At 61.3% G+C, this 24,946-nt stretch carries 21 protein-coding genes; 10 read left to right on the plus strand and 11 right to left on the minus strand.

Annotated features, from left to right (window positions below; translation table 11 throughout):
• Positions 1-1,083 precede the first annotated feature (1,083 nt).
• On the plus strand, positions 1,084-2,196 hold the full coding sequence (locus M653_RS01000000132610) for a UDP-glucuronic acid decarboxylase family protein (RefSeq protein ID WP_245262149.1): 1,113 nt from the start codon (positions 1,084-1,086) through the stop codon (positions 2,194-2,196).
• Positions 2,197-3,160: 964 nt separating this feature from the next.
• Here the strand turns inward: M653_RS01000000132610 and M653_RS01000000132620 are convergent.
• From M653_RS01000000132620 to M653_RS0115110, 3 genes are all read right to left on the minus strand, one after another.
• Positions 3,161-3,661: a DUF995 domain-containing protein gene (locus M653_RS01000000132620; protein ID WP_032935334.1), complete on the minus strand. Its 501-nt coding sequence runs from the start codon at positions 3,659-3,661 to the stop codon at positions 3,161-3,163.
• Between the two features lie 468 nt (positions 3,662-4,129).
• Entirely contained in the window at positions 4,130-4,540 is a 411-nt protein-coding gene (locus tag M653_RS0115105) for a hypothetical protein (protein ID WP_084636698.1), read from the minus strand.
• A 301-nt stretch (positions 4,541-4,841) separates the two neighbouring features.
• Entirely contained in the window at positions 4,842-6,722 is a 1,881-nt protein-coding gene (locus M653_RS0115110; RefSeq protein WP_027144103.1) for a cellulose synthase catalytic subunit, read from the minus strand.
• A gap of 669 nt (positions 6,723-7,391) precedes the next feature.
• Here M653_RS0115110 and M653_RS0115115 point away from each other — a divergent pair.
• Both M653_RS0115115 and M653_RS0115120 read left to right on the plus strand, forming a co-directional pair.
• Positions 7,392-8,261 (plus strand): glycoside hydrolase family 26 protein, encoded by an 870-nt coding sequence (locus M653_RS0115115; RefSeq protein WP_245262151.1) that lies wholly within the window; start codon positions 7,392-7,394, stop codon positions 8,259-8,261.
• A gap of 85 nt (positions 8,262-8,346) precedes the next feature.
• Positions 8,347-8,862: a DUF995 domain-containing protein gene (locus M653_RS0115120; protein WP_027144105.1), complete on the plus strand. Its 516-nt coding sequence runs from the start codon at positions 8,347-8,349 to the stop codon at positions 8,860-8,862.
• A 152-nt stretch (positions 8,863-9,014) separates the two neighbouring features.
• On the opposite strand, the gene M653_RS0115125 is transcribed toward M653_RS0115120, so the two are convergent.
• Both M653_RS0115125 and M653_RS0115130 read right to left on the minus strand, forming a co-directional pair.
• Complete coding sequence (locus tag M653_RS0115125) at positions 9,015-9,464, minus strand: DNA polymerase III subunit chi (RefSeq protein WP_027144106.1); 450 nt, start codon at positions 9,462-9,464, stop codon at positions 9,015-9,017.
• Positions 9,465-9,473: 9 nt separating this feature from the next.
• Positions 9,474-10,994 carry a leucyl aminopeptidase gene (locus M653_RS0115130; RefSeq protein ID WP_027144107.1) on the minus strand — a complete coding sequence of 507 codons (1,521 nt, stop codon included), beginning with the start codon at positions 10,992-10,994 and terminating at the stop codon, positions 9,474-9,476.
• A 362-nt stretch (positions 10,995-11,356) separates the two neighbouring features.
• On the opposite strand from M653_RS0115130, the gene lptF reads away from it, so the two are divergent.
• The 7 genes from lptF (at position 11,357) to M653_RS0115165 (ending at position 19,333) form a co-directional block, all read left to right on the plus strand.
• Positions 11,357-12,559, plus strand: coding sequence for an LPS export ABC transporter permease LptF (gene lptF / locus M653_RS0115135; protein WP_027144108.1), 1,203 nt, complete (start codon positions 11,357-11,359; stop codon positions 12,557-12,559).
• Positions 12,556-13,641 (plus strand): LPS export ABC transporter permease LptG, encoded by a 1,086-nt coding sequence (gene lptG / locus M653_RS0115140; RefSeq protein ID WP_027144109.1) that lies wholly within the window; start codon positions 12,556-12,558, stop codon positions 13,639-13,641. The genes lptF and lptG overlap by 4 nt, the downstream gene beginning before the upstream one ends.
• Positions 13,641-16,061 carry an LPS-assembly protein LptD gene (locus tag M653_RS0115145; protein WP_027144110.1) on the plus strand — a complete coding sequence of 807 codons (2,421 nt, stop codon included), beginning with the start codon at positions 13,641-13,643 and terminating at the stop codon, positions 16,059-16,061. Before lptG ends, M653_RS0115145 begins: the two co-directional genes overlap by 1 nt.
• A gap of 88 nt (positions 16,062-16,149) precedes the next feature.
• On the plus strand, positions 16,150-17,082 hold the full coding sequence (locus M653_RS0115150) for a peptidylprolyl isomerase (RefSeq protein ID WP_027144111.1): 933 nt from the start codon (positions 16,150-16,152) through the stop codon (positions 17,080-17,082).
• A gap of 13 nt (positions 17,083-17,095) precedes the next feature.
• On the plus strand, positions 17,096-18,112 hold the full coding sequence (gene pdxA / locus M653_RS0115155) for a 4-hydroxythreonine-4-phosphate dehydrogenase PdxA (RefSeq protein WP_198028784.1): 1,017 nt from the start codon (positions 17,096-17,098) through the stop codon (positions 18,110-18,112).
• A gap of 25 nt (positions 18,113-18,137) precedes the next feature.
• Positions 18,138-18,971: a 16S rRNA (adenine(1518)-N(6)/adenine(1519)-N(6))-dimethyltransferase RsmA gene (gene rsmA / locus M653_RS0115160; RefSeq protein WP_027144113.1), complete on the plus strand. Its 834-nt coding sequence runs from the start codon at positions 18,138-18,140 to the stop codon at positions 18,969-18,971.
• Between the two features lie 68 nt (positions 18,972-19,039).
• Positions 19,040-19,333 carry a DUF1330 domain-containing protein gene (locus M653_RS0115165; RefSeq protein ID WP_027144114.1) on the plus strand — a complete coding sequence of 98 codons (294 nt, stop codon included), beginning with the start codon at positions 19,040-19,042 and terminating at the stop codon, positions 19,331-19,333.
• A 6-nt stretch (positions 19,334-19,339) separates the two neighbouring features.
• Here M653_RS0115165 and gmk read toward each other — a convergent pair whose 3' ends face one another.
• The 6 genes from gmk to fabG form a co-directional block, all read right to left on the minus strand.
• Entirely contained in the window at positions 19,340-19,996 is a 657-nt protein-coding gene (gmk, locus tag M653_RS0115170; protein ID WP_027144115.1) for a guanylate kinase, read from the minus strand.
• Between the two features lie 21 nt (positions 19,997-20,017).
• A complete protein-coding gene (locus M653_RS0115175; protein WP_027144116.1) occupies positions 20,018-20,908 on the minus strand; it encodes a YicC/YloC family endoribonuclease in 891 nt (296 codons plus the stop codon).
• A 155-nt stretch (positions 20,909-21,063) separates the two neighbouring features.
• Positions 21,064-22,347, minus strand: coding sequence for an endolytic transglycosylase MltG (gene mltG, locus M653_RS0115180; protein WP_027144117.1), 1,284 nt, complete (start codon positions 22,345-22,347; stop codon positions 21,064-21,066).
• Between the two features lie 102 nt (positions 22,348-22,449).
• Positions 22,450-23,712, minus strand: a complete 1,263-nt coding sequence (gene fabF / locus M653_RS0115185; protein WP_027144118.1) for a beta-ketoacyl-ACP synthase II — start codon at positions 23,710-23,712, stop codon at positions 22,450-22,452.
• A 34-nt stretch (positions 23,713-23,746) separates the two neighbouring features.
• Positions 23,747-23,983, minus strand: a complete 237-nt coding sequence (locus tag M653_RS0115190; protein ID WP_006203723.1) for an acyl carrier protein — start codon at positions 23,981-23,983, stop codon at positions 23,747-23,749.
• 209 nt (positions 23,984-24,192) lie between these two features.
• Positions 24,193-24,930 carry a 3-oxoacyl-[acyl-carrier-protein] reductase gene (gene fabG / locus M653_RS0115195; protein ID WP_027144119.1) on the minus strand — a complete coding sequence of 246 codons (738 nt, stop codon included), beginning with the start codon at positions 24,928-24,930 and terminating at the stop codon, positions 24,193-24,195.
• Between the last annotated feature and the right edge of the window lie 16 nt (positions 24,931-24,946).

Raw genomic sequence — 24,946 nt, forward strand, 5'->3', positions numbered from 1 at the left:
AAGCCCGCCGGCAAGAAGGAAATGGGCGGGCAGTAAGCCCGCCGGGGGTGCGGTGCCGCTTCAGGATCCGCCACACACGGCAAGAAGATAAAGGTAAAGTGCGCCCGCCCTGCTTAACCGTTGCCCTGGCCCGGATGGCTCGTGGAGAAGCGGCCCATCCGCCAGTCTCGGCCATTTTTTTCGGTCCGCGCGCCAGTGCCGCGTTCAACCCGAATGCGTGATCGCGCAATAGCCAGCAGCCGGCCCATGCCCTCAAATGCCATTTGCCGAGATGGCCGGCGTTGCGGATCAGGGACCTCGAATGCCCAGAAATCGCGAGCGGCCCGACAGAAAGAAATTAAAACTTATTCTTGCGAGCCGATTTTACCTTCCAATTTTGGCTCTTGGTCTGCTCTGCGCCACTGCTAGTTGCGACGCGGATTCCGTTCGCAGAGAGATACTGGCGAAGTATTCACAACCAGGTGTTTATATCTGCAGTCCCAGCGGATTTGGGCAGCAATCTCATTGCAACCTAAAGATTTGACGCCCTTCTGAAATCGCTGTTCATTCGGATAGGGCCCAGGGGCTACCCATCCCAATTGTCTCACAAGAGCACGCCTCCACATTCCTCGACTATCAAGCTTTTGATGGCACCTCCAGAACAGATCGCCGCAGCTTGTGAAACCTCCTTGGCTCGACCCAATGCGCTGATTCGAAATGGGGAACCGCCTCCAAGGCCGCCTGGGCGCGCCCCGCGAACACGCCGACCCACGATTAACCATCGGCAAACACAATTGGTTAAGAAATTGCTAATTTAGTTGACTGGAATTTCCACAGGTATATTTTCAAAGCGTTGGGATGTGCAATTTGGGCGAGCAATCGGCGATGATGGTACGAAGCGCGTAATCGCGATCTCGGGGCGCATGGACTGCTGACGGCAGCATGGAAGCCGGGCGGCAGTGGCTTCGTAACTCAGAGAATGACAAGCGCACATCAATGATGATGGCGATCCGCGAATGCGGAGGATTGCCGCGTTTCAAAGACGTGGCCGGGCGGTGCTTTGCCCAGGCCCGGTGGTTGCGTGTGCGGTGCGTGGAGAAAGCCATGAATAAGGTCATCAAGGTTCTGAAACTTGGTTCCAGAAACGGTCAAAAGGGTAACAGCAAGAGCCGCGATCGAGCCCGCGCTCTGGTCGCTGGAGGCGCGGGCTTCCTGGGATCGCATCTGTGCGAACGTCTTTTGCAGGACGGGTACGACGTCGTCGCAATGGACAATTTCCATACCGGCAAAAGATACAATCTCAATGCGCTGCTGTGCGATCCGGGATTCAGCTGCATCGAGCACGACATTGTCAATGAATTGCCTTTGGACCTTCGGTTCGACGAGATCTACAATCTCGCCTGCCCTGCTTCTCCGCCACATTACCAGGCAGATCCGATCCATACCTTCAAGACGAGTGTGCTTGGCGCGCTGAACCTGTTGGAACTCGCGCGTCGCAACAATGCCAAGATATTCCAGGCCTCGACTTCCGAGGTCTACGGCGATCCCTTCGTGCACCCGCAGCCCGAAAGCTATTTCGGCAATGTGAATACGCACGGACCGCGCTCCTGCTATGATGAAGGGAAACGTTCGGCCGAAACCCTGTTCTTCGACTATTCGAGGACATATGGCCTCGATATTCGCGTAGCCCGCATCTTCAACACCTACGGTCGCCGCATGCAGCCCGATGACGGCCGCGTCGTCTCGAACTTCATCGTCCAGGCGTTGCGCGGTGAAGACCTGACCGTCTATGGCAGCGGTCTGCAGACCCGCTCCTTCTGCTACGCCGACGACCTGATCGAGGGCTTCATGCGGCTGATGAACGCGCCGAATGCGCCAGCCCACCCGGTCAACCTCGGCAATCCCAGCGAATTCACGATCATGGAACTTGCGACGCTGGTCGTCGGCTACATCAATTCCAGATCGAAGATCGTGCATCGGCCACTGCCGATCGACGACCCCAGACAGCGCAAACCGGACATTTCCTTTGCCAGGAACAACCTCGGTTGGGAGCCAAGGATCGATCTGGCGCAAGGGCTCGCGCATACCGTCGACTATTTCGACACCCTGCTCTACGGAAAGCCGGAGGATCAAAGGGGGCGCGGCTTCATGAGCCGACCGGCGGTCCTGTCACAGACGGCGCGGGTTTCATCGGCAGCCACACCTGTAAGCTGCTAGATCGTCCAGGCGGTCAGCCGGGTGACGTCAAAACCGGTCTCGGCCGTTTTCAGGGCCCGGCGCCGGGCGATCCGGCCGAACTCTATGGCGATCCGAGCAAGGCCTGCACCCATCTTGGCTTTGTGCCGCAGCTTTCCGACATCGACACGATCGTCAGGACGGCCGCCCCATTTTCGGACTGCGTACGAAACCGGCGGTACTGCCGCCAAGCAAGGCGCGGCACCTGTCGCTGCTCGATAGATCAGAGAGGGCGGGCGCGGCAACTGGCGCGCTGGCCAAATCCGCTGGGACTGCAGATGTAGGGCGAACTGCCCGGGAACGCACCATCATCGCCGGGATCAAAAGCGACCTTCCTAGGTCCAAACGTACGGATCGTGATCGGCGGCGGCGGTGCAAAAGCGTAAGTTCTTTCGGTGCTTGTCATCAGGACCTGAGGCTCGGCTCTGAGCGAATGTACGACGTATCCAGCTGGCCGGAATGAAGGCGTGCTCCGGTCCGGGTGCACGACTGGCGCGATAAGAACAGAACCAGTTTGGGTTTCATCCATAAGCTGACACCCTGCAACCAGAGAGGTCATCGCCACCACCACAACAGACAGGGCATTTTTGCTTGTGCGAAATGCGCCCATTGCGGAATTGTTCACTATGTGTCCCTTGCAGTTAAGTCTAGCCAAGAGCGCGTTGCGTCGCCTTCGCCGTTTCAGTGCCTACTCGCACATCACACGTAAATATTAGACATCACTAATTATTAAATTTTATAAAACCCGTATGGCGCGCCGGCAGGTTCAGCCTAACCGCTTCGCGCTTTATGATAAGTGATTCGCAATTTCCTTGACAGGCCCCGGCAAAAGCAGCCAGCCCGGATCTGACACCACCGAATGCATCGGCGACGAAGCGATATTGGAAAGGGGCGCATCGGAGCCAAGAACGGCGTTTCCAGCCATGCCGCTCTCAGCGTGGCCGACCTAATTCTTGGAATCGATCAACTTACGGGTCTCTTCGAACTGCGCGGCCTTGGTGTCGCCCGGTTCGAATTTCCGGTATTCGTCGGAACGATCCTCGGGAGTTCGTTTGAAACTGTACCATTCCCCATCCGGATCTTTACGCTGCTCGATGTTTCCGCCCTTGATGCGGTGGCTGTAGCAGGTGCGCTGCTGCTTGCCCTTGTAGCTCTTGGACCGCCAGGCGAGGTCCATGCACATTTTGCCGTCTTTGGTCGCCAGCCACCTGCCTTCGGCGACAGAGGCTGAATCCTGTCCCGACGTCCAGGCCCTCAGGGGGCGGCCGGTCTTTCCGAAATAGGCCGCTCCGTCTCTCCATAACCAGGTGCGGTCGGTGTAGAGACGTTGCAGCTCGAAAGGCGTCGGCGTGGTGACGGCTTCGTCCACGGGCTTCGGCTTCTTTTCGTCGGCCGCGTGAGCCGCTCCGGAAACCGCCAATTGGCCACAAATGACCAGCAGAGACAAGAGTCGGACGCCCCTGGCGGAGCGGTCGGGTTCCCGCTCTCTACTTAGCCTGGAGCCTCTGCGCTGCCAGGGGAATTCGGTCGGAGCTGTCAGCACAATCGGCGATCGCATGTCGGTCTCGCATCCCCCGCGCCGCGCCATCCGATCGTGACCGAAGACGCCCACCACGGAGCACTGTCATCACCGACGCAGCACCGGATTTTTGGGCGGCGCGGTCGGCACCCAGCAGCATTAACAGGCGTGCCAGGAGTGATGTCAACCTTTGCACCATAGCGAGGTGCGTGAGATCGCGGAGATCGACAAGATCCGCCAGCACGCTCTGAAGCGAGATTGGTCTTCAACCACAAGGCCGGGTCGAAGAAAGCTTGAAGTCGTCCGTCGAGCGGTGTTGGTTCGAGCGGAACTCCGGGCGTGAGGGGCTGGCTCGGCCTGCCTCACGCCCGGGATTCCGGTCTCCCTGAACTCTTGTCAGCGCGCGCGGCAACTCGAACGCTGGCCAAATCCGCTTGGACCGCAAATCCAGGGCGAATGACCGAGGAACGGCCCGCCATTGCTCAGCTTGTAAGAAACCTCGATAGGCGCCAGCGTAACAGTCCTGGCCCGCTGCGGCCGCACGAAGACGGCATAAGCCGTCTCAGTCGTGCGCGTCACGCTGGTCGTCTGTGTCAGGGACTTGCGGTTGAACACATGAATCCGCTTCTTCCAGACATAGTGGATCTTCTTGCCAGGCGCATGCATCGCAGTCTTGCCGGCAAGTGAGCCGGTCTTGATCGCATCCATGCTCTGACAACCGGACACTATCGAGCCCAATGCAACGGCAGCTATAAACCAAGCATTTTTTCTGCCTTTAGCAGCTAAACCCCTCATGAATTTATTCATCACCTATCCCCTGCCGAGAAATGCAAGTCGATTGGACGCGGAGATATTTTTCTTTGGTGGCTTCCCGCGCCGTGTAAACGGCCGATTGCCGCTCACATCGTGCGAACATATTAGATGTTACTTATTAAAATTCGCACAAACGGCGTGGTGAGCACAGTATTTCAGCGCTCGGACGAATATTATTAAAATTTGAGCTTATTTGCTCGTGCCTGAAGCTCTGGCAGGTTTCCGGGCAGCAATCGAAGCCGTCAATCGAGATGATTGGAGTTCAGGAGAGCTCTTGCGCGGATACCTCTGGGCGTCAGCGCCGCGTTTCCCAACCCGGATCGAAGTAGAAATTGCGGGCTCCGATATTGCCTTGGCCAGCGCCGGAAACCACATAGGCGATGCGGACGATGCGGAAGCCGCCGGCGCCTTGCTGCAGCCCGTAGACGCCCTCCATGCCACGGTCGTAGAAACCCATGGCCGGCACGACGAGCGCCAGCATGGCAAGCGAAGCCTGCAAGGCTACTTTCGCGGAATTGGCGCGCAGCGGGATCTTGTTCTCGATGACGTGCCTCACGATGATGACCGCCACCAGAAGCCCGTAGAGGAAGGCATTCAATGCAGCGAACCAGTAGAATCCGGTCGCATCCAAGGGGTGTTCAACAAGCAAGACTGGCAGCGCCGCGCCGATCGCCAGCACCATATAGGGCGCGAAGGCACGAGCCGGAAGAAGGTGCTTGGGGCCGCTGCCCTTGGGCGTGACACGGAAATCGACGAACGATTTGGCCAGATAGTCGCGCAGCGACGACAGCGTGCCGGCCAATACCCAGGGCCAGCGCGCGAAGAAGAGGAACAGCGTGCCTTCCCAGCTGATCGTCTTGGCCGTGATCGGCCGTGACACGCCGAAAGCTTTCAGCATCATCACCAGGCCGACCAGGGCAATCGCGTTCGGTACATAGTAGAACAGGAAGTCGAGATACATGACATTGGCGAAGTTGCGCCCCGTAGTCAGCGCATATATCGGCATGACGTACATCAGCAACGCAAATACGGCGAATAGCGGATACCAGAGCTGGCAAAAGAGAAACTGGAACCTCAATCGCGGCGACAGCTTGGCCAGATATACGGGCGAATACTCGAGCAGGATCGTCATCAGGCTCCGCGACCACTGAAATTCCTGGGTGATGAGATCGGCAAAGGTCTGTGGTCCATCGCCATGCGCAATAGCGTCTATCGCGTGCACGCCGCGCCATCCGGCCGCGTTGATCAGCATGGAGGTGGAATGATCCTCGGCCAGTTCCGGACCGAGACCGCCCGCCTGCTTCAGCGCCTTGGTTCGCACCGCATAGTGCGAGCCGATGCAGAGCGGCGCCCCCCCGCCGGTATGGCCGGACTGCAAGGGTCCGTGGAACATCCCTTCCGGAAACAGCCGCCCTCGCGCTGACCAGCTTTCGGAGGCATTGTTGTCGCAGATGCTCGGCGCCGACACATAGCCGACCGCAGGATCGGCGAAGGGATAGAGGATTTCCCTGAGATAGGTCGGCGTCGGCACATGGTCGGCGTCCATCTGGGCGACGAAATCGTAACGCTCATAACCATAATGGTCGTAGAAGAACGCCAGATTGCCTTCCTTGCAGCGGGTGCGGCGCGGCCATGTCTTGCGGTGATAATCTTCCCTGCCGCGGCGCGTCGAAACCAGTACGCCGTGGGCATCGCACCAGCGAACCGTCTCCTCCGAAGGGTCCTCGTCGGCCAGCCAAGTATCATGCGGATAGTCCTGCCCAAGCATTGCTTCCAGCGTGCGCGCAATCACGTCAAAGGGTTCGGACGGAGCCTTGGTCACCACCATGGCGACCCGCGAACGCTTTGGGATGCTGTTAAGCTTGGACGGTTTCCTCGACGCGTGCACGTTGAGCAGGAAGTACATCGGCATCAGGGTCAGCCAGGCCAGCACGAGCGTCGCAACGGTGAACGGCCCGATGTGTTCGATATGCTCTGGCTCCAGCCACCAGACCCAGAAAAAGCCTAGGGTGAAGAACCAGAAAGCCAGGCCGAGCCGAAGGATCCATTGCTGGGTGGCCGACAGGATGGGCACTAGAAAGGGGGCTTTCTCCGCCGCCTTGGCCAGAGCCACCCGAGGCTGGCGTGTCGGCCTCGTCTTACCGCTGATGGTTGCTACGACCGCGGAAACACTCATACACGTACCGCCACCACTCTCAGCGTTGGCCGAACGCCGGCCAACAACCTTAAAACCCGGCTCCAGAATCCACTCCAGATCTATTAGAGTCAACTAAATTAAACATCTCTTAACTATACTTCTTGAGTACTAGTTAACCTACGCCTTGAATCGGGCGCCAAATTCCGCGGCCGCTGGCCACCGCCAGTTTCGAAAGGGCAAGCCGGAACTTTTTGCGTTGGAGAATTCAACCGATGTAGGCCAAACCCACGGACTGGGATGGCTCAAAAAGGCAGCGTTAACCATGTTGCGAATGCCATGGTTAAGCAACCGTTAATTGCACTTGACTCTTGGTCCCGACCGGCTCTTAAATTAGCTAGGGATGATATATCGGGAATGTTGACGCGAATTTGTGAGTATCGCGGCGAAGTCTTTCTCTGCCCCTTGTTTCGGTGCGTTGAGAGATAACTGTAACGTGGATTTCGTGCGAAGGGTCGCACGCCACCAATCGCTCCGAAATCCCACGAATTTCCCCAACTGAGCCGATTGGTTTTGGGTAGTCGCATCGATCACGCATCGATGCGCACAGGCGAGGCTTTGACTTCCGAGGGAGGTTGAGGCCATGGGAGAACAAACATGAAAAACTCTGCGGCAAGTGCACTTGCATTCGCGCTGGCATTGGGCGGAATCATGACGTGCCCGACGATGGGAGACGCGGGCTCGACGGCTGCGACGGACCCTGTCCAGACGAGCAGCGCCGCTTCGGCGTTCGGATCCTATGATCCCTACGGCGATTTCAGCACCGACAAGACCGCCAGCATCGAGGAGCTGTTTCTGCCTTGGGAAGACGTCGATCTGGCAACTCTTCCCTTGGCCGATGCCTATGCCCTTCAGCGAAACCGGTCGCTCTTGATCACCATCGAGCCGTGGACCTGGTCGAAGGACTGGCGTATCACGCCTAACGAACTGCGCAACGGCATATTGAGCGGCAAATATGACGCCAACATGCAGGCAATCTGCAACTTGGTGGGGGCGATGAAGAGCCCCGTCACTATTCGCTGGGCGCAGGAAATGGAGGACAAGAACGGCCGCTTCACGTGGGCCAACTGGGCTCCCAAGGACTGGATCGCCGCCTATAAGCGCGAGGTCGATCTCTGCCGCAAGGCTGCTCCAGCTGCCAAATACATGTGGTCACCCAAAGGTGAAGAGGGCCTGGAGAAATATTACCCTGGCGACGACTACGTCGACGTCATTGGCCTGTCGGTGTTCGGCTTGCAGAAAAAGGACAATGACGAGGCCGGTCGTGACCGTACATTCGCCGAGGCGCTGAAGCCCGGCTATGACCGCGTCGCGGGTTTCAACAAGCCGATCAAGGTGGCGGAGCTCGGCTATGTCGGGACGCAGGAATATGTTTCGAAATGGGAGGCCGATTCCCGCAAGTCCTATTCGGAGTTTCCGGCGCTGACCTCGGTCGTCTACTTCAACCAGAAGGAAACGTGGCCATGGTTGGGTGGCTATGGGCTGCCTGATTGGAGGGTTACCCAGCATATCTTGCCCTAGACTTACTGCGCCAGACGCAAATTCAAACGTAAATTGGGCGTAGCGTAGAAAATTGGGCGTGGCGTAAAATAGTAGGGGTGGGGTCGTGAAACGAGTTCTAGGGAATTGTATCGGAACGGCACTTGCCTGTTCCATCGCTCTCTTTGCTTTCCAGCTTCCGGCGACGGCCAAGACGGCGGCGCAAATCACCGACCAGGCTATGAAAGCCGAGGTGGTACCGGACGAAGGCATCTACCAGATGTACCAGAACCGTTCGTGGCTCTGGGGTCGAAACGGTGCCGGTTACTTTGCTGTGCAGCGCCGTCAATTCAGCTCCTGGACTTCGGGCAAGGGCAAGCTGGGCTACGGCGACGGCATCTGGTTCATTCCTGGAGGCGGCAAGCTTTGCTTCCGCGCGAAATGGCACGGCGCGGGCGGCGACTCCAACGCCCTCACCTGCTTCGAGCATCGCCAGACCGGCAGAGTGCTCTACCAGCGCAAGTTACCGCATGGCGACTGGTACGTCTTCAGGAGCTCGCATCGCAACCGGGCAGACGAGTTCATGAAATTGAAATACGGCGACTACGTCAGCCGGAAGCAGAAACGCATCAAAGCAGAATAGCCGACAGCACCATCTGCGAAAGCAACCGACCTGGAGCCGTTCATCGCTTCACGGACACGATGAACGGCTCCAGCTCTTTGTCTTTACCCAACTCCCTACGGAAAGCGCTACGCGCTTTTCCCGGGAAAAACCGTTTCCAATTTTTCCTGCTCTCACGCCTTGCGCTCCCAGCGGCGGTCCGCGGTCTGCTGCCAGTAGGTGACGGCGTGGCCCGCGTCCTTCATCGTCTTCCAATGCGCCCGGGCCATCTCGACCTGGGCCGTGTCATGGCCATCGAACAGGAACACCGCACGTTCATAGCCGCCAAGATCGGGCGGCGCCGCGCCGTCCACCAGGAACCTGATCTTGGCTTCGTTGGGATTGCTGTCGCCGGTGGTCAACAGGATTGGTTGTTCAGCTGGGTAAGCTTCGCGATCGGTCGCGTGTGCCAGGAAGGAATCATCGCGGAAAGTCCATAGATGCTGGTCGAGCGCGTCGCGCCGCTCCTCGGTGCCGGTCTGCACCACGGCGCGCCAGCCACGATCGATGCTGCGCTCGAGCAGGCCGGGCAGTGCATCCTCCAGCGTCGATTCGGTCAGATGGTAGAACAGCACATCGGCCATGGATCGACGTCAGCTCTCGTAGTGATCACGCACCAGCCGGTCCAGCAGCCGCACGCCGAAACCCGAACCCCATGACTGGTTGATCTCGTTCAATGGCGAGCCCATCGCGGTACCGGCAATGTCGAGATGCGCCCAGGGCGTGTCCTTGACGAAGCGCTGCAGGAACTGCGCGGCGATGATCGCGCCGCCGTAGCGGCCACCGATGTTCTTCATGTCGGCGTTCTTGGAATCGATCAGCTTGTCGTATTCGGCGCCGAGCGGCATGCGCCACAGCCGTTCCTGCGTTGACTGTCCGGCCGCGGTCAGCCTTTGCGCCAGTTCGTCGTTGTTGGAGAACAGGCCGGCATAATGCAGGCCGAGCGCAACCATGATGGCGCCGGTCAGCGTCGCCAGGTTGACCATGAATTTCGGCTGGAAGCGGTCGTTGCAGTACCACAGCGCGTCGGCCAGAACGAGGCGCCCCTCCGCGTCGGTGTTGAGCACCTCGATGGTCTGTCCCGACATCGAGGTGACGATGTCGCCCGGGCGCTGGGCATGACCGTCGACGGCGTTTTCGACAAGACCGATGATGCCGACGACATTGGCCTTGGCCTTGCGTGCGGCGAGCGCATGCATCAACCCGGTCACGGCGGCAGCGCCGCCCATGTCGCCTTTCATGTCCTCCATGCCGGAGGCCGGCTTGATCGAATTGCCGCCGGTGTCGAACGTGACGCCCTTGCCGACGAAGGCGACCGGGCTGTCCTTGGGCTTGCCGCCGTTCCATTGCATGACCGCCATGCGGGCGCCTCGGGGCGAGCCTTGCGCGACACCCAGCAGCGAGCCCATGCCGAGCTTCTTCATCTCCTTCTCGGTCAGGATCTCGACCTTGACGCCGAGCGCCTCGAGGTCCTTGGCGCGGGCGGCGAACTCGACGGGTCCCAGCACGTTTGCCGGTTCGTTGACGAGATCGCGCGCCAGAAGCACACCGTCGATCACCGCCTCGGCATCGGTGAAAGCTTTCTTGGCGCCTGCCGGGTCGGCGGTATGGATGGTCACCTTGACCGGCTTTTTCGGATCGGCCTTGCCGCCCCCTTGGCCGTCGTCCTTATCCTTCCTGGTCTTGTACTTGTCGAAGGAATAGCCGCGCAAAAGAATGCCCGCCGCGAGGTTTGCGGCGTCCTTGCCATCGGGCGAGGCACCGGCCAGGTCGAGGACCACGGCCACGTCGGTTGCCTTGCGCAGCGATGCCGCAATGGTGCCGCCGAGCTTCAGCCAGGCATACTCGTCGAGCCCCGACACCCTGCCGGCGCCGATCGCGACCAACCTGTCGAGCGATGTTGCTTCGGGCGCCAGGATTTCGACAGTGCCGGCGAACTTGCCGGTAAACTCGGCGACCGGGAAAGCCCGGTCGAGCGTCTTGCCCGGATCGTAAGCCCTGGCCGCATCGCTCAAGCCATCATCCGCCGACAGCACGAAGACCGTGCCCTTTCTGTTCGCCGCCGACTGGGGCGCGACGAATTTTGCAAAGGCGATCGATGGTCTCGGGTTCATCATGTCCTGCTTTCGGGGATTGCGCGATGATGCGCGAAGCGGTTTGAAGCGATCCGCGACATTTGGTCGTTTTCCGGCATTTGGCAAGACTTTGCCAAAATGGCTACCCATATGAGACATGGAATCGATGGCGATTCGTCGCGGCACGGCCCGCTTAAGGCCGCAACCTGTTGTTAACCATCGATGTTCGTCCTTTCTTATCCATTGCCGCCGACACTCCGGCCTACTGCGGCACGCGACGTGGGACGGAACCGGCTCGCCTGCCCGACGCAGCCCAACGGAGCCAGTTGTGCGGGCGTCGCCGGACAGCTACCTTTGACGTGGTGGCATGATGCCGTTCGAGAAAATCGAGTAAAGCCTTCATGAAGGTCGTTGAACGCTACATCATGCGCCGCGCTTGCGTGGTCTTCCTGGCAGCACTGGTCTGGACGCTGGCCATCGTGTGGACGACGCAGGTACTGGCCAAGATCAACCTGGTCACCGACAGCGGTCAGTCAGCCTTGACCTTCTTCGAGGTCGCGTCTCTTATTCTCCCCTCCATCGTTCCGATCGTCGTGCCTTTCGCGCTCGTGGTGGCTGTCGCCCAGACACTCAGTGTGATGAATTCGGATTCGGAACTCGCGGTGGTCAACGCATCGGGCGCCTCGCGCTGGACCATCGTGCGGCCGATCATGCTGCTGGCGCTGGCCGCCAGCGTCTTTTCATTCGCCGTGGACAACGGCATCGACCCCTATGCACGACAGAAGAACCGCGCCCTGGTGGCGGAGTCGCGCGCCGACCTTTTGTCGCTGATCATCCAGGAAGGCACGTTCCGGAAGATCGAGGACGGACTATTCCTGCAGATTGGCGAGCGGCTTCCCGACAACCGGCTGGGTGGCATCTTCGTCGCCGATTCGCGCGAGGAAGGCGTCAATCTCGTCTATTATGCGAAGACCGGCAGCATCATCGAACGCGGCGGCGAAAAGGTGCTGATGATGAATGACGGCGTCATCCATCGCAAAACGCTGACGGGCGACCTCAGTGTCATCCGGTTCACGTCCTATGCCTTCGACATGTCGGCCTTCATGTCCGCGGCCAACCAGGTGACGCTCCTGCCAAAGGACCAGACGACCCAGTACCTGCTCAATCCAAGCCCTAACGACAAGAACTATCAGCAAAATCCGCAGGAGTACCGGGCCGAGGTCGACCAGCGGTTTTCGGAATGGACATACTCCATGGTTTTCGCCCTGATCGCGCTGGCGGTCGCGGGAGACGCGCGTTCGCATCGCGAGGCGCGCGTCAATCCGCTGATCACGGCCATCGCGATATCGCTGTTCGTGCGCTGGCTGGGTTTCTTCGCCGCGAGCAAGGCCGACGAAGTCCCGCAATATTCCTATGTGGTCTATGGCGTGCCGATCGTGGCTTCCGCGGTGGCGATCTGGTTCATCGTGTCGAACCGGACCATGGAACTGCCGGTTGCCTGGGCGGACTGGATGACAAACCTGGCCAGCCGCATCGGTGACGGCTGGAATGCCCTCAAGTTGCGTCTATCCAGGCGCGACACCTCAGGCCAAGGAGCCGGCTGATGGGCTGGACGCTGGGCCGTTACTTCTTCTTCCGCTACGTGGCGATCACGATCTGGTTCTTCCTCGGCCTTCTGGCGCTGGTATTCCTTATCGATTTCACCGAACTATCCGGCCGCACCACCGGCCTGCCGGGGTTCACCTATGGCACGGCGATGGCCATTTCAGGCCTTCGCATGCCGATGATCATGCTGCAGACGGTGCCGTTTGTCGGCTTGTTCTCGGCGATGGCGACGCTGGTGTCGCTCAACCGACGTTACGAACTCGTCATCGCGCGCTCCGCGGGCGTTTCCGCCTGGCAGTTCCTTTTGCCATGCTGCATCGGCGCACTGCTGTTCGGCGCCGTATCGGTCGGGATCATCAACCCGCTCGCCGCGCACGCCTTCTCCTTGTCCGAAGAGATCGAGACCGAGCTGCGCTCCGGCAAATCCAACACGGTTTCGGCCGATGCCGCTCCCTGGATCCGCCAGAAAACCAGTTCCGGCGACACGATCATCGGCGCGCGCGCCATCCTCGGCCAGGGTCTGGAGATATCCGACGCGGTCTTTTTCATCCTCGACCAGCAAGGCAATATCGTCGAGCGCAAGGATGCGGCGCGTGCTTACCTGCGCGACGGCTATTGGGAATTGCAGGATGTGAAGATCTTCAGGAACGGCTCCATCCAGCCCGTCGCGAACGATCGTGTGCCGACCAATCTGAAGCCGGAATTCGTGCAGGAGCGGCTGGCGCGCCCGGAGACGATTCCCTTCTATGACCTGCCCGGAAAAATCGAGGTTGCCCGTTCCTTCGGCCTCAAGGCAAATGCCTTTGCCATGCAGTTTGATTCGTTGGTGGCGTTGCCATTCCTCCTCGTCGCCATGACGCTGATTGCGGCAACAGTTTCAATGCGATTTGCGCGAATGGGGCAGTCGGCAACTATGATTCTGGGTGGCGTCGTTGCCGGGTTTCTGCTTTATGTCGTTTCGGTGCTGGTGAAGGCGTTCGGCGTGGCGGGGTTCGTGCCGACTGCCATAGCCGCCTGGGTGCCGGTCGTGGTAGCTATGTTCTTCGGGGTGACTTTCCTGCTATACAAGGAAGACGGCTAGTGAGGGAGGCGTTTTTGCCCAGCGACAGGCAGGCCCGTTTGGCGCGCCTTTATGCGGCGAGCGCCTTGGCGTGTCTGGTCGCCTGCGGCGTCCCGCTGCCGGCGTTCGCGCAGGATGTCGGCAACATGGCGACCACGGTTCCGTCCGGCTCGCAGATGCTGCTGGCGGCGGACACGCTGGAATATAACAACGACAACCAGACAGTGACCGCCATCGGCGGCGTGCAGATCGACTATGGCGGCAACCGCCTCGTCGCCCAGAAGGTTGTGTACGACCGCAACACCAAGCGGATGGTTGCCAGCGGCAATGTCGAGATCGTCAACAGCGACGGCACCAAGATCAATTCGCAGCACATCGACATCACCGACGATTTCGCGGACGGCTTCGTCAACGCGCTGCGTGTTGAAACCGTCGACAAGGCCTATTTCGCCGCCGAAAGCGCCGAACGCATGGGCGGCGTGCTGACCACTTTCCATAATGGTGTCTACACCGCCTGCGAACCGTGCGAAGACAAGCCCGACAAGGCGCCGACATGGCGCGTCAAAGCCAGGAAGATCATCTGGAACGGTGAGAAGAAGACGGTTCGCTTCGAGAGCGCGAATTTCGAGTTCTTCGGCTTTCCGCTGGCCTACCTGCCGGCATTCGAGATCGCCGACCCGACGGTGAAGCGCAAGAGCGGCTTCCTGATCCCCAGCATCGGCTATAACAGCCATCTGGGGTACAGCGTCAAGGTTCCCTACTATTTCGCTCTTTCCCCGACATACGACCTGACGGTTACAGGGAGCGGCTACACCAAGCAGGGCTTCCTCGGCGAAGCCGAATGGCGCCAGCGCTTCAACAATGGCGAATACACTTTTAAGATCGCCGGGATCCAGCAGCAGAATCCGGACGCCTTCATCGACAGCGCCGGCCGCAACATCGATTCGGGCGCGGCTGGCGATTCCAACAAGTTCCGCGGCATGATGGGCACGCAGGGGCAGTTCGCGATCAACGAACGCTGGAATTTCGGCTGGGACGTGCTGTTGCAGACCGACAAGGATTTCTCCCACACCTACAACATCGGCAAGTACAACGAATACGTCCACCAGTCGTCGGTCTATCTGACCGGTCTCAATGACCGTAACTATTTCGACGTGCGCGCCATGCATTTCGAAGTCCAGGAAAACACGCTCAACGACAACGTCGCGGCGAGAAGCGGCCAGCAGCCCTGGGTGCTGCCCTCGCTCGACTATGCCTATCTCCCCGACGCATCGGTCGCCGGCGGCCAGTTGTCGCTCAATGTCAATACGCGCGTCATCCGCCGCGAAGATCTCGACGAGACATATTTCACCCCTTACTACCCCCCGTCAGGTACGCAGCGCGTGCGTGGCATCGAAGGCGAGTCCAGCCGTCTTACCGCCGAGGCCGAGTGGAAACGGAGCTTTGTCACCGATGACGGGTTGGTGCTGACACCGTTGCTGGCGCTGCAAGGCGACGTCGACTATGTCAGAGCGTCATCGGCCTCGCTCACCGCGATCAACCAGATGGCGACGAATCTGGGCGAGCAGGACGACATGCGCTCGTCCTTTGCCCGCTACATGGCGACCGCCGGGCTCGAGATGAGCTGGCCCCTGTTGTTCTCGCTGGCCAGCGGGTCGAGCCACGTTTTCGAACCGATGGCTCAGGTGTTCCTGCGCCCGAACGAACAGTATGTCGGCGGCCTCTCCATTCCGAACGAAGACGCGCAGAGCATGGTTTTCGATGCGACCACGCTGTTCGAACGCGACAAGTTCTCCGGCTACGACCGCATCGAAGGCGGCTCGCGTGCCAATGTCGGGCTGCGCTACTCCGGCTCCTATATCAATGGCTGGGGCACCAATGCGATCTTCGGCCAGTCCTATCAGATCGGCGGCGAAAACTCCTTCGCGGCACCTGATCTGGTCAATGTCGGCGCAAATTCGGGGCTCGAGACCACCAAGTCAGACTATGTCGGCCTGTTTGGCATAACCAGCCCCAATGGATTCGCGGCCTCGGTCAGCGGCCGTTTCGACGAACAGAGCTTCGAGATCCGCCGCGCCGAGTTTAAAGCCGCCTATTCCGGCCTGCCGGTGTCGTTGAGCGCCAAGTATGCCTTCATCCAGGCCCAGCCGCTCTATGGTTTCACGACCGACCGTCACGAGGTCACGCTCGGCGCATCGACGCATCTTGCCGAGAACTGGCGCGTGTTCGGAACAGGAACCTACGATTTGCAGGAAGGCCTGCTGGTCAAGGACGGGGTGGGCTTCGCCTACAACGATTCCTGCTTCACTTACCTGATGACGTATGCGCAGTCGCGTGACCTGAACACCAGGGAAGTGACGCAGAGCATCGGATTCAACCTGTCGTTCCGTACCCTCGGCGACTTCGGCTCGTCGACCAACGCAGTCGACACCATCCAATAAGGGGCGACATCGTTTCGCCGCATAGGGCTGGCACGGATTCGCGTATCCGGGAGGGGACGGAATTGGGCGGAGCCGGGATAGAATTGGGATGCCAACGATGAGGAAATACCTCTTTTCAGCAGGGTTCGCGTTGCTTGTGGCGGCGACATCCGTGTCGATGACAGTGATGACGCCGCCGGCTTTCGCCAGCGAGATCAAATACGTCGTCAACGACATAGCAATCACCACTGGTGATATCGCCCATCGTGCCGCCTTCCTGAAGCTGCAGCGCAAGAAGGGCGACGCTGCCCAGGAAATGATCGACCAGACGCTGCGCATGGCCGAGGCCAGACGGCTTGGCATCCGTATCAGCGATGCCCAGGTCGAGGCCGCCTACCAGCGCTTTGCCACCAACAACAAGATGCAGCTCGGCCAGCTCAACGGCGTCATGGAAAAATCCGGCGTCGGCAAGGATCATTTCAAGGAGTTCATTCGCGCCCAGATGGCATGGAACCAGGCCCTGAGCGCCCGTTACCGTTCCGGGGAAGGTGGCAGCGTGACCGAACAGGACGCGGTGCGGCGCATGCTTGACAAGGGAGGAGCCAAGCCGAGCGCCATGGAATACATGCTGCAGCAGGTCATCTTCGTCGTGCCAGCGGCCGAACGCAGCGCGACGCTGGCCAAACGCAAGCGCGAGGCCGACGCCATGCGTGCCCGCTTCAACGGCTGCAACACGACACGCGAGTTCGCCAAAGGCCTGATCGACGTCACCGTTCGCGACCTCGGACGGATTCTGGCGCCGCAACTGCCGCCGGACTGGGCGGAGCAGATCAAGGCGACCAAGGTCGGTGGCGCCACCGTCACACGCGAGACCGAACGCGGCGTCGAATTCATCGGCATCTGCTCGTCGCGCGAAGTATCCGACGACAAGACGGCCCAGATGGTGTTCCAGAGCGAAGGCTCCAGCGACAAGGCCGCCGACGATCTCAGCAAGAAATATGTCGACGAGCTGAAGGCGAAAGCCCGCATCGTCAAGCGCTGACGTGAGTAGCACGATGACCGCGCTGGCGTTGAGCGTCGGCGATCCGTCCGGTATCGGCCCTGAAATCGCGATCGCCGCCTTCCTTGCGCGGAACGCCGTCGGCTTGCCCGCCTTCTACCTGCTGGCCGACCCGGCGGTGGTCGCATCGCGCGCACGCCACCTTGGCGTCTCGCTGCCTGTCGAGGAAGCGACGCCGGTGCAGGCGATCGAGGTCTTTGGCCGCGCCTTGCCGATCGTTCCCCTGACGGCGCGCTTCATCGACAGCCCCGGGCGACCCGACCCGGCCAATGCAGCCGGCACCATTGAAGCGATCGACCGCGCGGTCGCCGCCTGTCTTGCCGGCGAGGCCGCTGCCGTGGTGACCTGCCCGATAGCCAAGAAACCGCTCTACGATGCCGGCTTCCGTTTTCCCGGCCACACCGAATATCTGGCGCATCTGGCGGCTCGGCACAGCGGCGTCGAGGCGATGCCGGTGATGATGCTGGCAGGCCCCGACCTGCGCACGGTTCCCGTCACCATCCACATCGCTCTGGCCGAGGTGCCGAAGGTCCTAAGCACCGAATTGATCGTCGCGACCGCGCGCATCACGGCGGCCGACCTTGCCAGCCGCTTCGGCATCGCCAGGCCGCGGCTCGCCATTGCGGGCCTCAATCCGCATGCCGGCGAAGGCGGCTCCATGGGCCTGGAAGACGAGCATATCGTGCGCCCGGCGGTCGACATCCTGCGCGCTGAAGGCATCGATGCTTTCGGGCCCTTGCCGGCCGACACGCTGTTCCATGCCCGGGCGCGGGCAGGCTACGACGCCGCACTGTGCATGTATCACGACCAGGCATTGATCCCGGCCAAGGCGCTGGCCTTCGACGAGGCGGTCAACGTCACGCTGGGCCTGCCCTTCATCCGCACCTCGCCCGACCACGGCACCGCCTTCGACATCACCGGCAAGGGCGTGGCGCGACCCGACAGCCTGATCGCGGCGCTGAAGCTCGCCAGAAGACTGGCTGACGTCGACGCAAAGGCCGGCACCGCATGAGCGCTTTCGCTTCCGGTCTTCGCGCATGAGCATCGATGGGCTGCCGCCGCTGCGTGACGTCATCGAGCGCCATGGGCTGCAGGCGAAAAAGGCGCTCGGCCAGAACTTCCTGCTCGATCTCAATTTGACCGGCAAGATCGCACGCAGCGCCGGCGACCTGACGAATGCCACGGTGATCGAGGTTGGGCCCGGGCCTGGAGGGTTGACAAGGGCGCTGCTATCGAACGGCGCCCGCCGGGTCGTCGCCATCGAGCGCGACGAACGCTGCCTGGCGGCGCTTGCGGAGGTGTCCGCTCACTACCCAGGTCGGCTGGAGGTGATCTCAGGCGACGCGCTGAAGATCGACTTCGCCGCCCTCGCCTCGGGGACCGACCACGCTCCGGTCCGGATCGTGGCCAATCTGCCCTACAACATCGGCACCGAACTGCTGGTCCGATGGCTGACGGTCGCGGACTGGCCGCCCTTCTATGCCTCGATGACGCTGATGTTCCAGCGTGAGGTGGCGCAGCGCATCGTCGCCGCACCCGACAGCGATGCCTATGGCAGGCTGGGTGTGCTCGCCGGCTGGCGCACGCAGGCCAGGATCGCCTTCGACGTCCCGCCTCAAGCCTTCACGCCACCGCCCAAGGTCACCTCCTCGGTGGTGCATCTGGAACCACGCGCGACGCCCCTGCCCGCCGAGGTGAAGAAACTCGGCCGGGTCACGGAAGCCGCCTTCGGCCAACGCCGAAAGATGCTGCGGCAGAGCGTGAAAAGCCTCGGCGGCGAGGCCTTGCTCGAAAGAGCGGGGATCGACCCGACGCGACGTGCCGAAACGCTCAGCGTCGAGGAGTTCGTGCGGCTGACCAATGCGGTCTAGCGCCGGCAGGTCTGGAATTGTGATGACCGAGGCATAGGTAGTCTGGCGAACATGCCGGAGAACCAGGAATGCCCGCCTATGTCATTTCCGATGTCACGGTCCGTGACGAAAAGGCGTTGCAGACATACCGCTCCCGCGCCGCGGCCTCGATCGCCCGGCATGGCGGGCGTTATCTGGTGCGCGGCGGCCAAGTGCAGACGCTGGAGGGTGATTGGCATCCTGGTCCGCTGATCGTCGTCGAATTTCCCGACATCGAGCGGGCAAGGCGCTGGTACGCATCCGCCGAATATGCGGCGGCGCTGGAGGTACGCGATGCCGCGCTCAGCCGACATCTGATCCTGGTCGAGGGCATGGCGCCCTGACGCCGGTCAGAGGGTCTTTTCGTCCAACAATCCCGACACGAAATCGAAGAGACCGGGCCGGCGGTCGCGCCGCAGCCGCTCGGCCACGACGATGCCGCGAACCTCGGCGAAGGCACGGTCGAGATCGTCATTGACGATGACGAAGTCATATTCCTTCCAGTGCTCGATCTCGTTGCGGGCGTTCTTCAGTCGCGTCTCGATCACCGCTTCCTGGTCCTCGGCGCGCCGCTTCAGCCGCGCCTTCAATTCCTTCATCGACGGAGGCAGGATGAAGATCGAGACGATGTCGGCACGCATCTTCTCCTTGAGCTGCTGGGCGCCTTGCCAGTCGATGTCGAACAGCATGTCGCGGCCCTGCGCCAGCGCCAGTTCGGCCGGCTCGCGCGGTGTCGCATAGCAGTTGCCATGCACCTCCGCCCATTCGAGGAGCGCGTCGGAATCGCGCAGCCGCTCGAATTCGCGCATGGTGCGGAAATGGTAGTGGACGCCCTCGATTTCCGAACCGCGGCGTGGCCTCGTGGTGACCGAGACCGACAGTTCGAGGCTGGAGTCGCTCTCCAGAAGATTGCGCGCGATCGTCGACTTGCCGGCACCCGATGGCGACGACAGGACGAGCATCAGCCCCCGGCGGCGGATCCGGGACCCCATATCCCTGGGAACCATCGGTTCGTTGGCGACCATCGGCTACTCCAGATTCTGGACCTGTTCACGAAACTGGTCGACGACCGCCTTCAGTTCCAGCCCGATCGCGGTGACGGCGGCGGCATTCGACTTCGAACACAGCGTATTCGATTCGCGGTTAAATTCCTGTGCCAGAAAATCGAGCTTGCGGCCGACGGCGCCGCCGCCCTCGAGCAAGGCCCGGCCAGACGCGACATGCGTTTTCAGCCGGTCGATCTCTTCGCGAATATCGGCCTTGGTGGCAAGGAACGCCGCCTCCATGTGCAGCCGGCTTGCATCCAGATTGGCGGATGCGTCCATCAGCAGCCGGACCTGCTCGGCAATGCGTTCGCGGATCGCCGCCGTATCGCGTGACGGGTCGGCTTCCGCGCGCAGGGTCAGTGTCTCGATGGTGTCGATATGGCCGGACAAAAGCACGGCCAGCGCGGCGCCCTCGCCTTGCCTGGCCTGTTCCAGGCCGTTCAGCGCCACGTCCAGCGCGGCCATGATGGAGGTATCGAGCGCGGCCCGCACTTCTTCGGTTTCGATGGTTTCGGCAACGTCGAGCACGCCACGCAGCGACAGCAATCCGTCAGCCGTCGCGGGCGCAACGCCGAACTGTTCCTGCAGCCGCTTGGCCAGACCGGCGAGATCTTTCAAAAACGCCTCGTTGACGACAGGTTGCGTCTGCGCGCTGGCGGCGCGGCCGATGGTCAGCGTCGCCTGGAAATTGCCGCGGGCGAAACGCTTCTGCAGCGTTTGCCTGACCACAGGCTCCAGCCGCTCGAATCCCTGAGGCAGCCGCAGGCGAACCTCGACGCTCTTGCCATTGACGGATTTGACTTCCCAGGCAATCGCGGTGCCGTCATGCTCGGCGACGACGCGCGCAAAACCGGTCATGCTCTGCAAATTCATGTCGCCCTGTACACCCCTGGCGCCTTACCCCGAAACGGTTTTCCGGAGGGGCAAGCGCGGCTAAAAATGACCACACCGCGAATGCGTCGAAATCGGACGCCCGGCGTTCCTTCAAATGTCAGGCCGCCGCCTTCCAGGCAACGCCTTTCTTCACCTTACTGGACCGCGCCCGCATCACCGCCGGCATCGCCGTTGTCACCACCGGTGCCGTCGCTGTCGTCAGCAGGCTTGTCGGAAGCAGGGTTGTCGGCAGCAGGCTTGTCGGCACTGCCGCTGGTACCGGCGGCAGCGGCGGCCTTGGCTGCTTCATCGGCCTGCTTCTTCTGCAGCGCGCGATAGCGGGCGACGTTTTCATTGTGCTCGTTCAGGGTCGACGCAAAGACGTGACCGCCCGTGCCGTCGGCGACGAAATAGAGGTCGTCGGTCTTCGACGGATTGGCCACGGCCTCGAGGGCCGCGCGGCCTGGATTGGCGATAGGCGTCGGCGGCAGGCCGCTGATCACATAGGTGTTGTAAGGCGTCTGCTTCTGGATGTCGGACTGGTAGATCGGGCGGTCCACCGGCTTGCCCTTGCCGCCAAACAGACCATAGATGATGGTCGGATCGGACTGCAGGCGCATGCCCTTGGCCAACCGGTTCAGGAAGACAGCAGCCACCCGTGAGCGTTCATCGCCCTTGCCGGTTTCCTTCTCGACGATCGAGGCCAGGGTGACAAAGTCCTCGACGTTGGCCAGCGGCAGATCCGGCGCGCGCCGCTGCCACACCTCATCGACCAGTTTCTTCTGATCGGCGAGCAGCTTTTCGACCATCTGCTGACGCGTTGCGCCACGGGTGAAGCGCAGCGTGTCGGTGGCAAGGCTGCCCTCGGGGGGCGTCTTCGCCGGCATATCGCCGCTCAGGGCGGGTTCGTCGGCGATGCGCTGCAAGGCCTGCTCGACCGTCAGCCCTTCGGGAATAGTCAGCGAGTACATCACCGACTTGCCGCTCTTCAGGAGTTCCATGATGTCGCGCATGGATGCCCTGGGCTTGATCTCGTATTCTCCGGCCTTGAGTGCGGAATCGTTGCCGAAGGCACGCACGCCGAGGCGGAATACGCGGGCGTCGCTGATCAGTCCGCGGCGCTCAAGCTGGTCGGCGATATCCTGGACGCCACTGTTGGGCTTGACGAGGAAAGTGTCGCCATTGGCGGAAGGGCCGGGCTCGGTAAACTCCTGCTTGCCGAAATAGAGGGCCACGCCCGCCGCCAGAACCATCAGCATCACCGAGGAGATGACGAAGTTCATGAACACGACGACCTGGCTGCGCGAAGCGCGCGAGCGTTTCGGCGGCGGCGTTCCGGCTTCCGGCCGCAGCGCCTCGCTGGCCGTCTTCGGCACGATCGGCCCGGTATTCGCCGGCCTTTGCCCGAATTCTCCGTTGTCTGACGGATTTGTGTTCATTTCGCCCTACCGTTCGATCTCTCAACGAATCCCCTGCGGCAGAGTAGGGGCGAATATGGCAAAATTGACGGCACGCCAAAGCATTGCCCGGCAACCGGACCGTCAGCCATTATACCGCTGGAAAACGAGCGAGGCGTTGGTGCCGCCGAAGCCGAAGGAATTGGACAGGGCTACGTCGATCTGGCGCGGGCGTGGCTTGTTCGGCACCAGGTCGATCGCGGTTTCGCGTTCGGGATTGTCGAGGTTGATGGTCGCCGGTGCGATATTGTCGCGGATGGCGAGGATCGAAAAGATCGCTTCGGCCGCGCCGGCTGCTCCCAGCAAATGGCCGATCGACGACTTGGTCGACGACATTGAAATCTTGGACGCCGCATTGCCGACCAGCCGCTCGACAGCGCCGAGTTCGATCGTATCGGCCATGGTCGAGGTGCCGTGCGCATTGATGTAGTCGACATCGGCTGGCGTAAGCTTTGCCCGGTTCAGCGCGGCCGTCATGCAACGGAAGGCCCCGTCGCCATCTTCTGCCGGTGCGGTGATGTGATAGGCGTCGCCGGTCAGGCCGTAGCCGGTCACCTCGGCATAAATCTTCGCTCCGCGCGCCTTGGCATGCTCGAGCTCTTCCAGCACGACGACACCGGCGCCTTCGCCCATGACGAAGCCGTCGCGGTCGCGGTCGTAAGGCCGCGAGGCCGTTTGCGGGCTATCGTTGCGCTCGGTCGAGAGTGCCCGGCAGGCGGCGAAGCCGGCGAGCGAAAGCCGGGTCACCGGCGATTCGGCGCCACCTGCCAGCATGATGTCGGCATCGCCGAAGATGATCAGCCGGGCGGCGTCACCAATGGCGTGCGCGCCAGTCGAGCAAGCAGTGACCACAGCGTGGTTGGGGCCTTTCAATCCGTGCCGGATCGAAACCTGGCCCGACACGAGATTGATGATATTTCCGGGGATGAAGAACGGGCTGATGCGGCGCGGGCCGCGTTCCTTGAGGATGATCGCGTTCTCGGCGATGCCCTCAAGACCGCCGATGCCGGAGCCGATCAGCACACCAGTGGCGCAACGCTCCTCCTCGGTTGAAGGCTGCCAGCCGGAATCCTTCAGCGCTTCATCGGCGGCCGCGATCCCGTACAGGATGAAGTCGCCGATTTTGCGAAGTTCCTTCGGCTCAAGAATGGCTTCGGGATTGAGCGTGCCGTTGGAGCCGTCGCCACGCGGAATGACGTGGGCGATCTTGCAGGCAAGATCGTCCACCTCGAACTCGGTGACGCGCTTGGCAGCGCTGCGGCCGGTCAGCAGTTCCTTCCAGCCGTGCTCGAAGCCCATGCCGAACGGTGAAACCAGGCCAAGGCCCGTGACGACGACACGTCTCATCGCAGGTCCTCCCCGGTGACGACTGCGGAAAGCGTCAGGCCGAAGCCTTGTCGATGTACTTCACCGCATCGCCGACCGTCAGAATGGTCTCGGCTGCGTCATCGGGGATCTCGACGCCGAATTCTTCTTCGAACGCCATGACCAGTTCGACAGTGTCGAGGCTGTCAGCGCCCAGATCATCGATGAAGCTCGCCTGCTCCGTCACTTTGTCGGCATCGACGCCAAGGTGTTCGATGACGATCTTCTTGACGCGCTCTGCGGTGTCACTCATTTGGCATCCTCGTCTTTTGTTTGTCTGTCTTCGTTAGCGGGCGGAATGCCGCTAATCAAGCTGAAAGATGGTCCTGCCGGAAACGCAACGGCCACGGACCGGTTTTTGCCCGAACCGCCGGGTTGCGGGCCGCATTACACGAAAAATAGCCAAGGTCCAAGCCGAAATGGTGGGTTTTCACAGCGCGGTGATGTTGCCGCGGACCTCGCTCAGATCATCGCCATACCGCCATTCACATGAATGGTCTGCCCGGTTACGTAGGCGGCCTCGTTCGAAGCCAGATAGGCAACGGCGGACGCCACTTCGGCACTGGTGCCCATGCGCTTCGTGGGGATCGCCGCCATGATCGCCTCTTTCTGCTTGTCGTTGAGCTTGTCGGTCATCGCCGATTCGATGAAGCCCGGAGCGATGCAGTTGACGGTGATGTTGCGGGTGGCGATCTCCTGCGCCAGCGACTTCGACAACCCGATCATACCGGCCTTGGAGGCACAGTAATTCGCCTGGCCGGGATTGCCGGTCACGCCGACCACCGAAGTGATGTTGATGATGCGGCCATGGCGGCGGCGCATCATCGGGTGGGTCAGTTCACGGGTCAGCCTGAAAACGGCGGTGAGGTTAATCTCCAGCACCGTATCCCAGTCGGCGTCCGACATGCGCACGAACAGGCCGTCCTTGGTGATGCCGGCATTGTTGACCAGAATGTCGACGCCCTCGAGATCGGCCTCCGCCTTCTGGCCGAGTGCCTTGACCTCGTCGCGGTTCGACAGGTTGGCCGGGAACAGCTTGACCCGGTCGCCCAGTTCGGAGGCCAACGTTTCCAGTTTCTCGAGCCGCGTGCCGTGCAGGCCGACGATCGCGCCCTGCGCATGCAACACCCTGGCGATCGCCTCGCCGATGCCCCCCGATGCGCCGGTGACAAGCGCCTTGCGGCCGGTCAATTCGAACATTTTTGTCTCCAGGTTG

It is taken from the genome of Mesorhizobium sp. WSM3626, from assembly GCF_000513935.1.
Taxonomy (GTDB): domain Bacteria; phylum Pseudomonadota; class Alphaproteobacteria; order Rhizobiales; family Rhizobiaceae; genus Mesorhizobium; species Mesorhizobium salmacidum.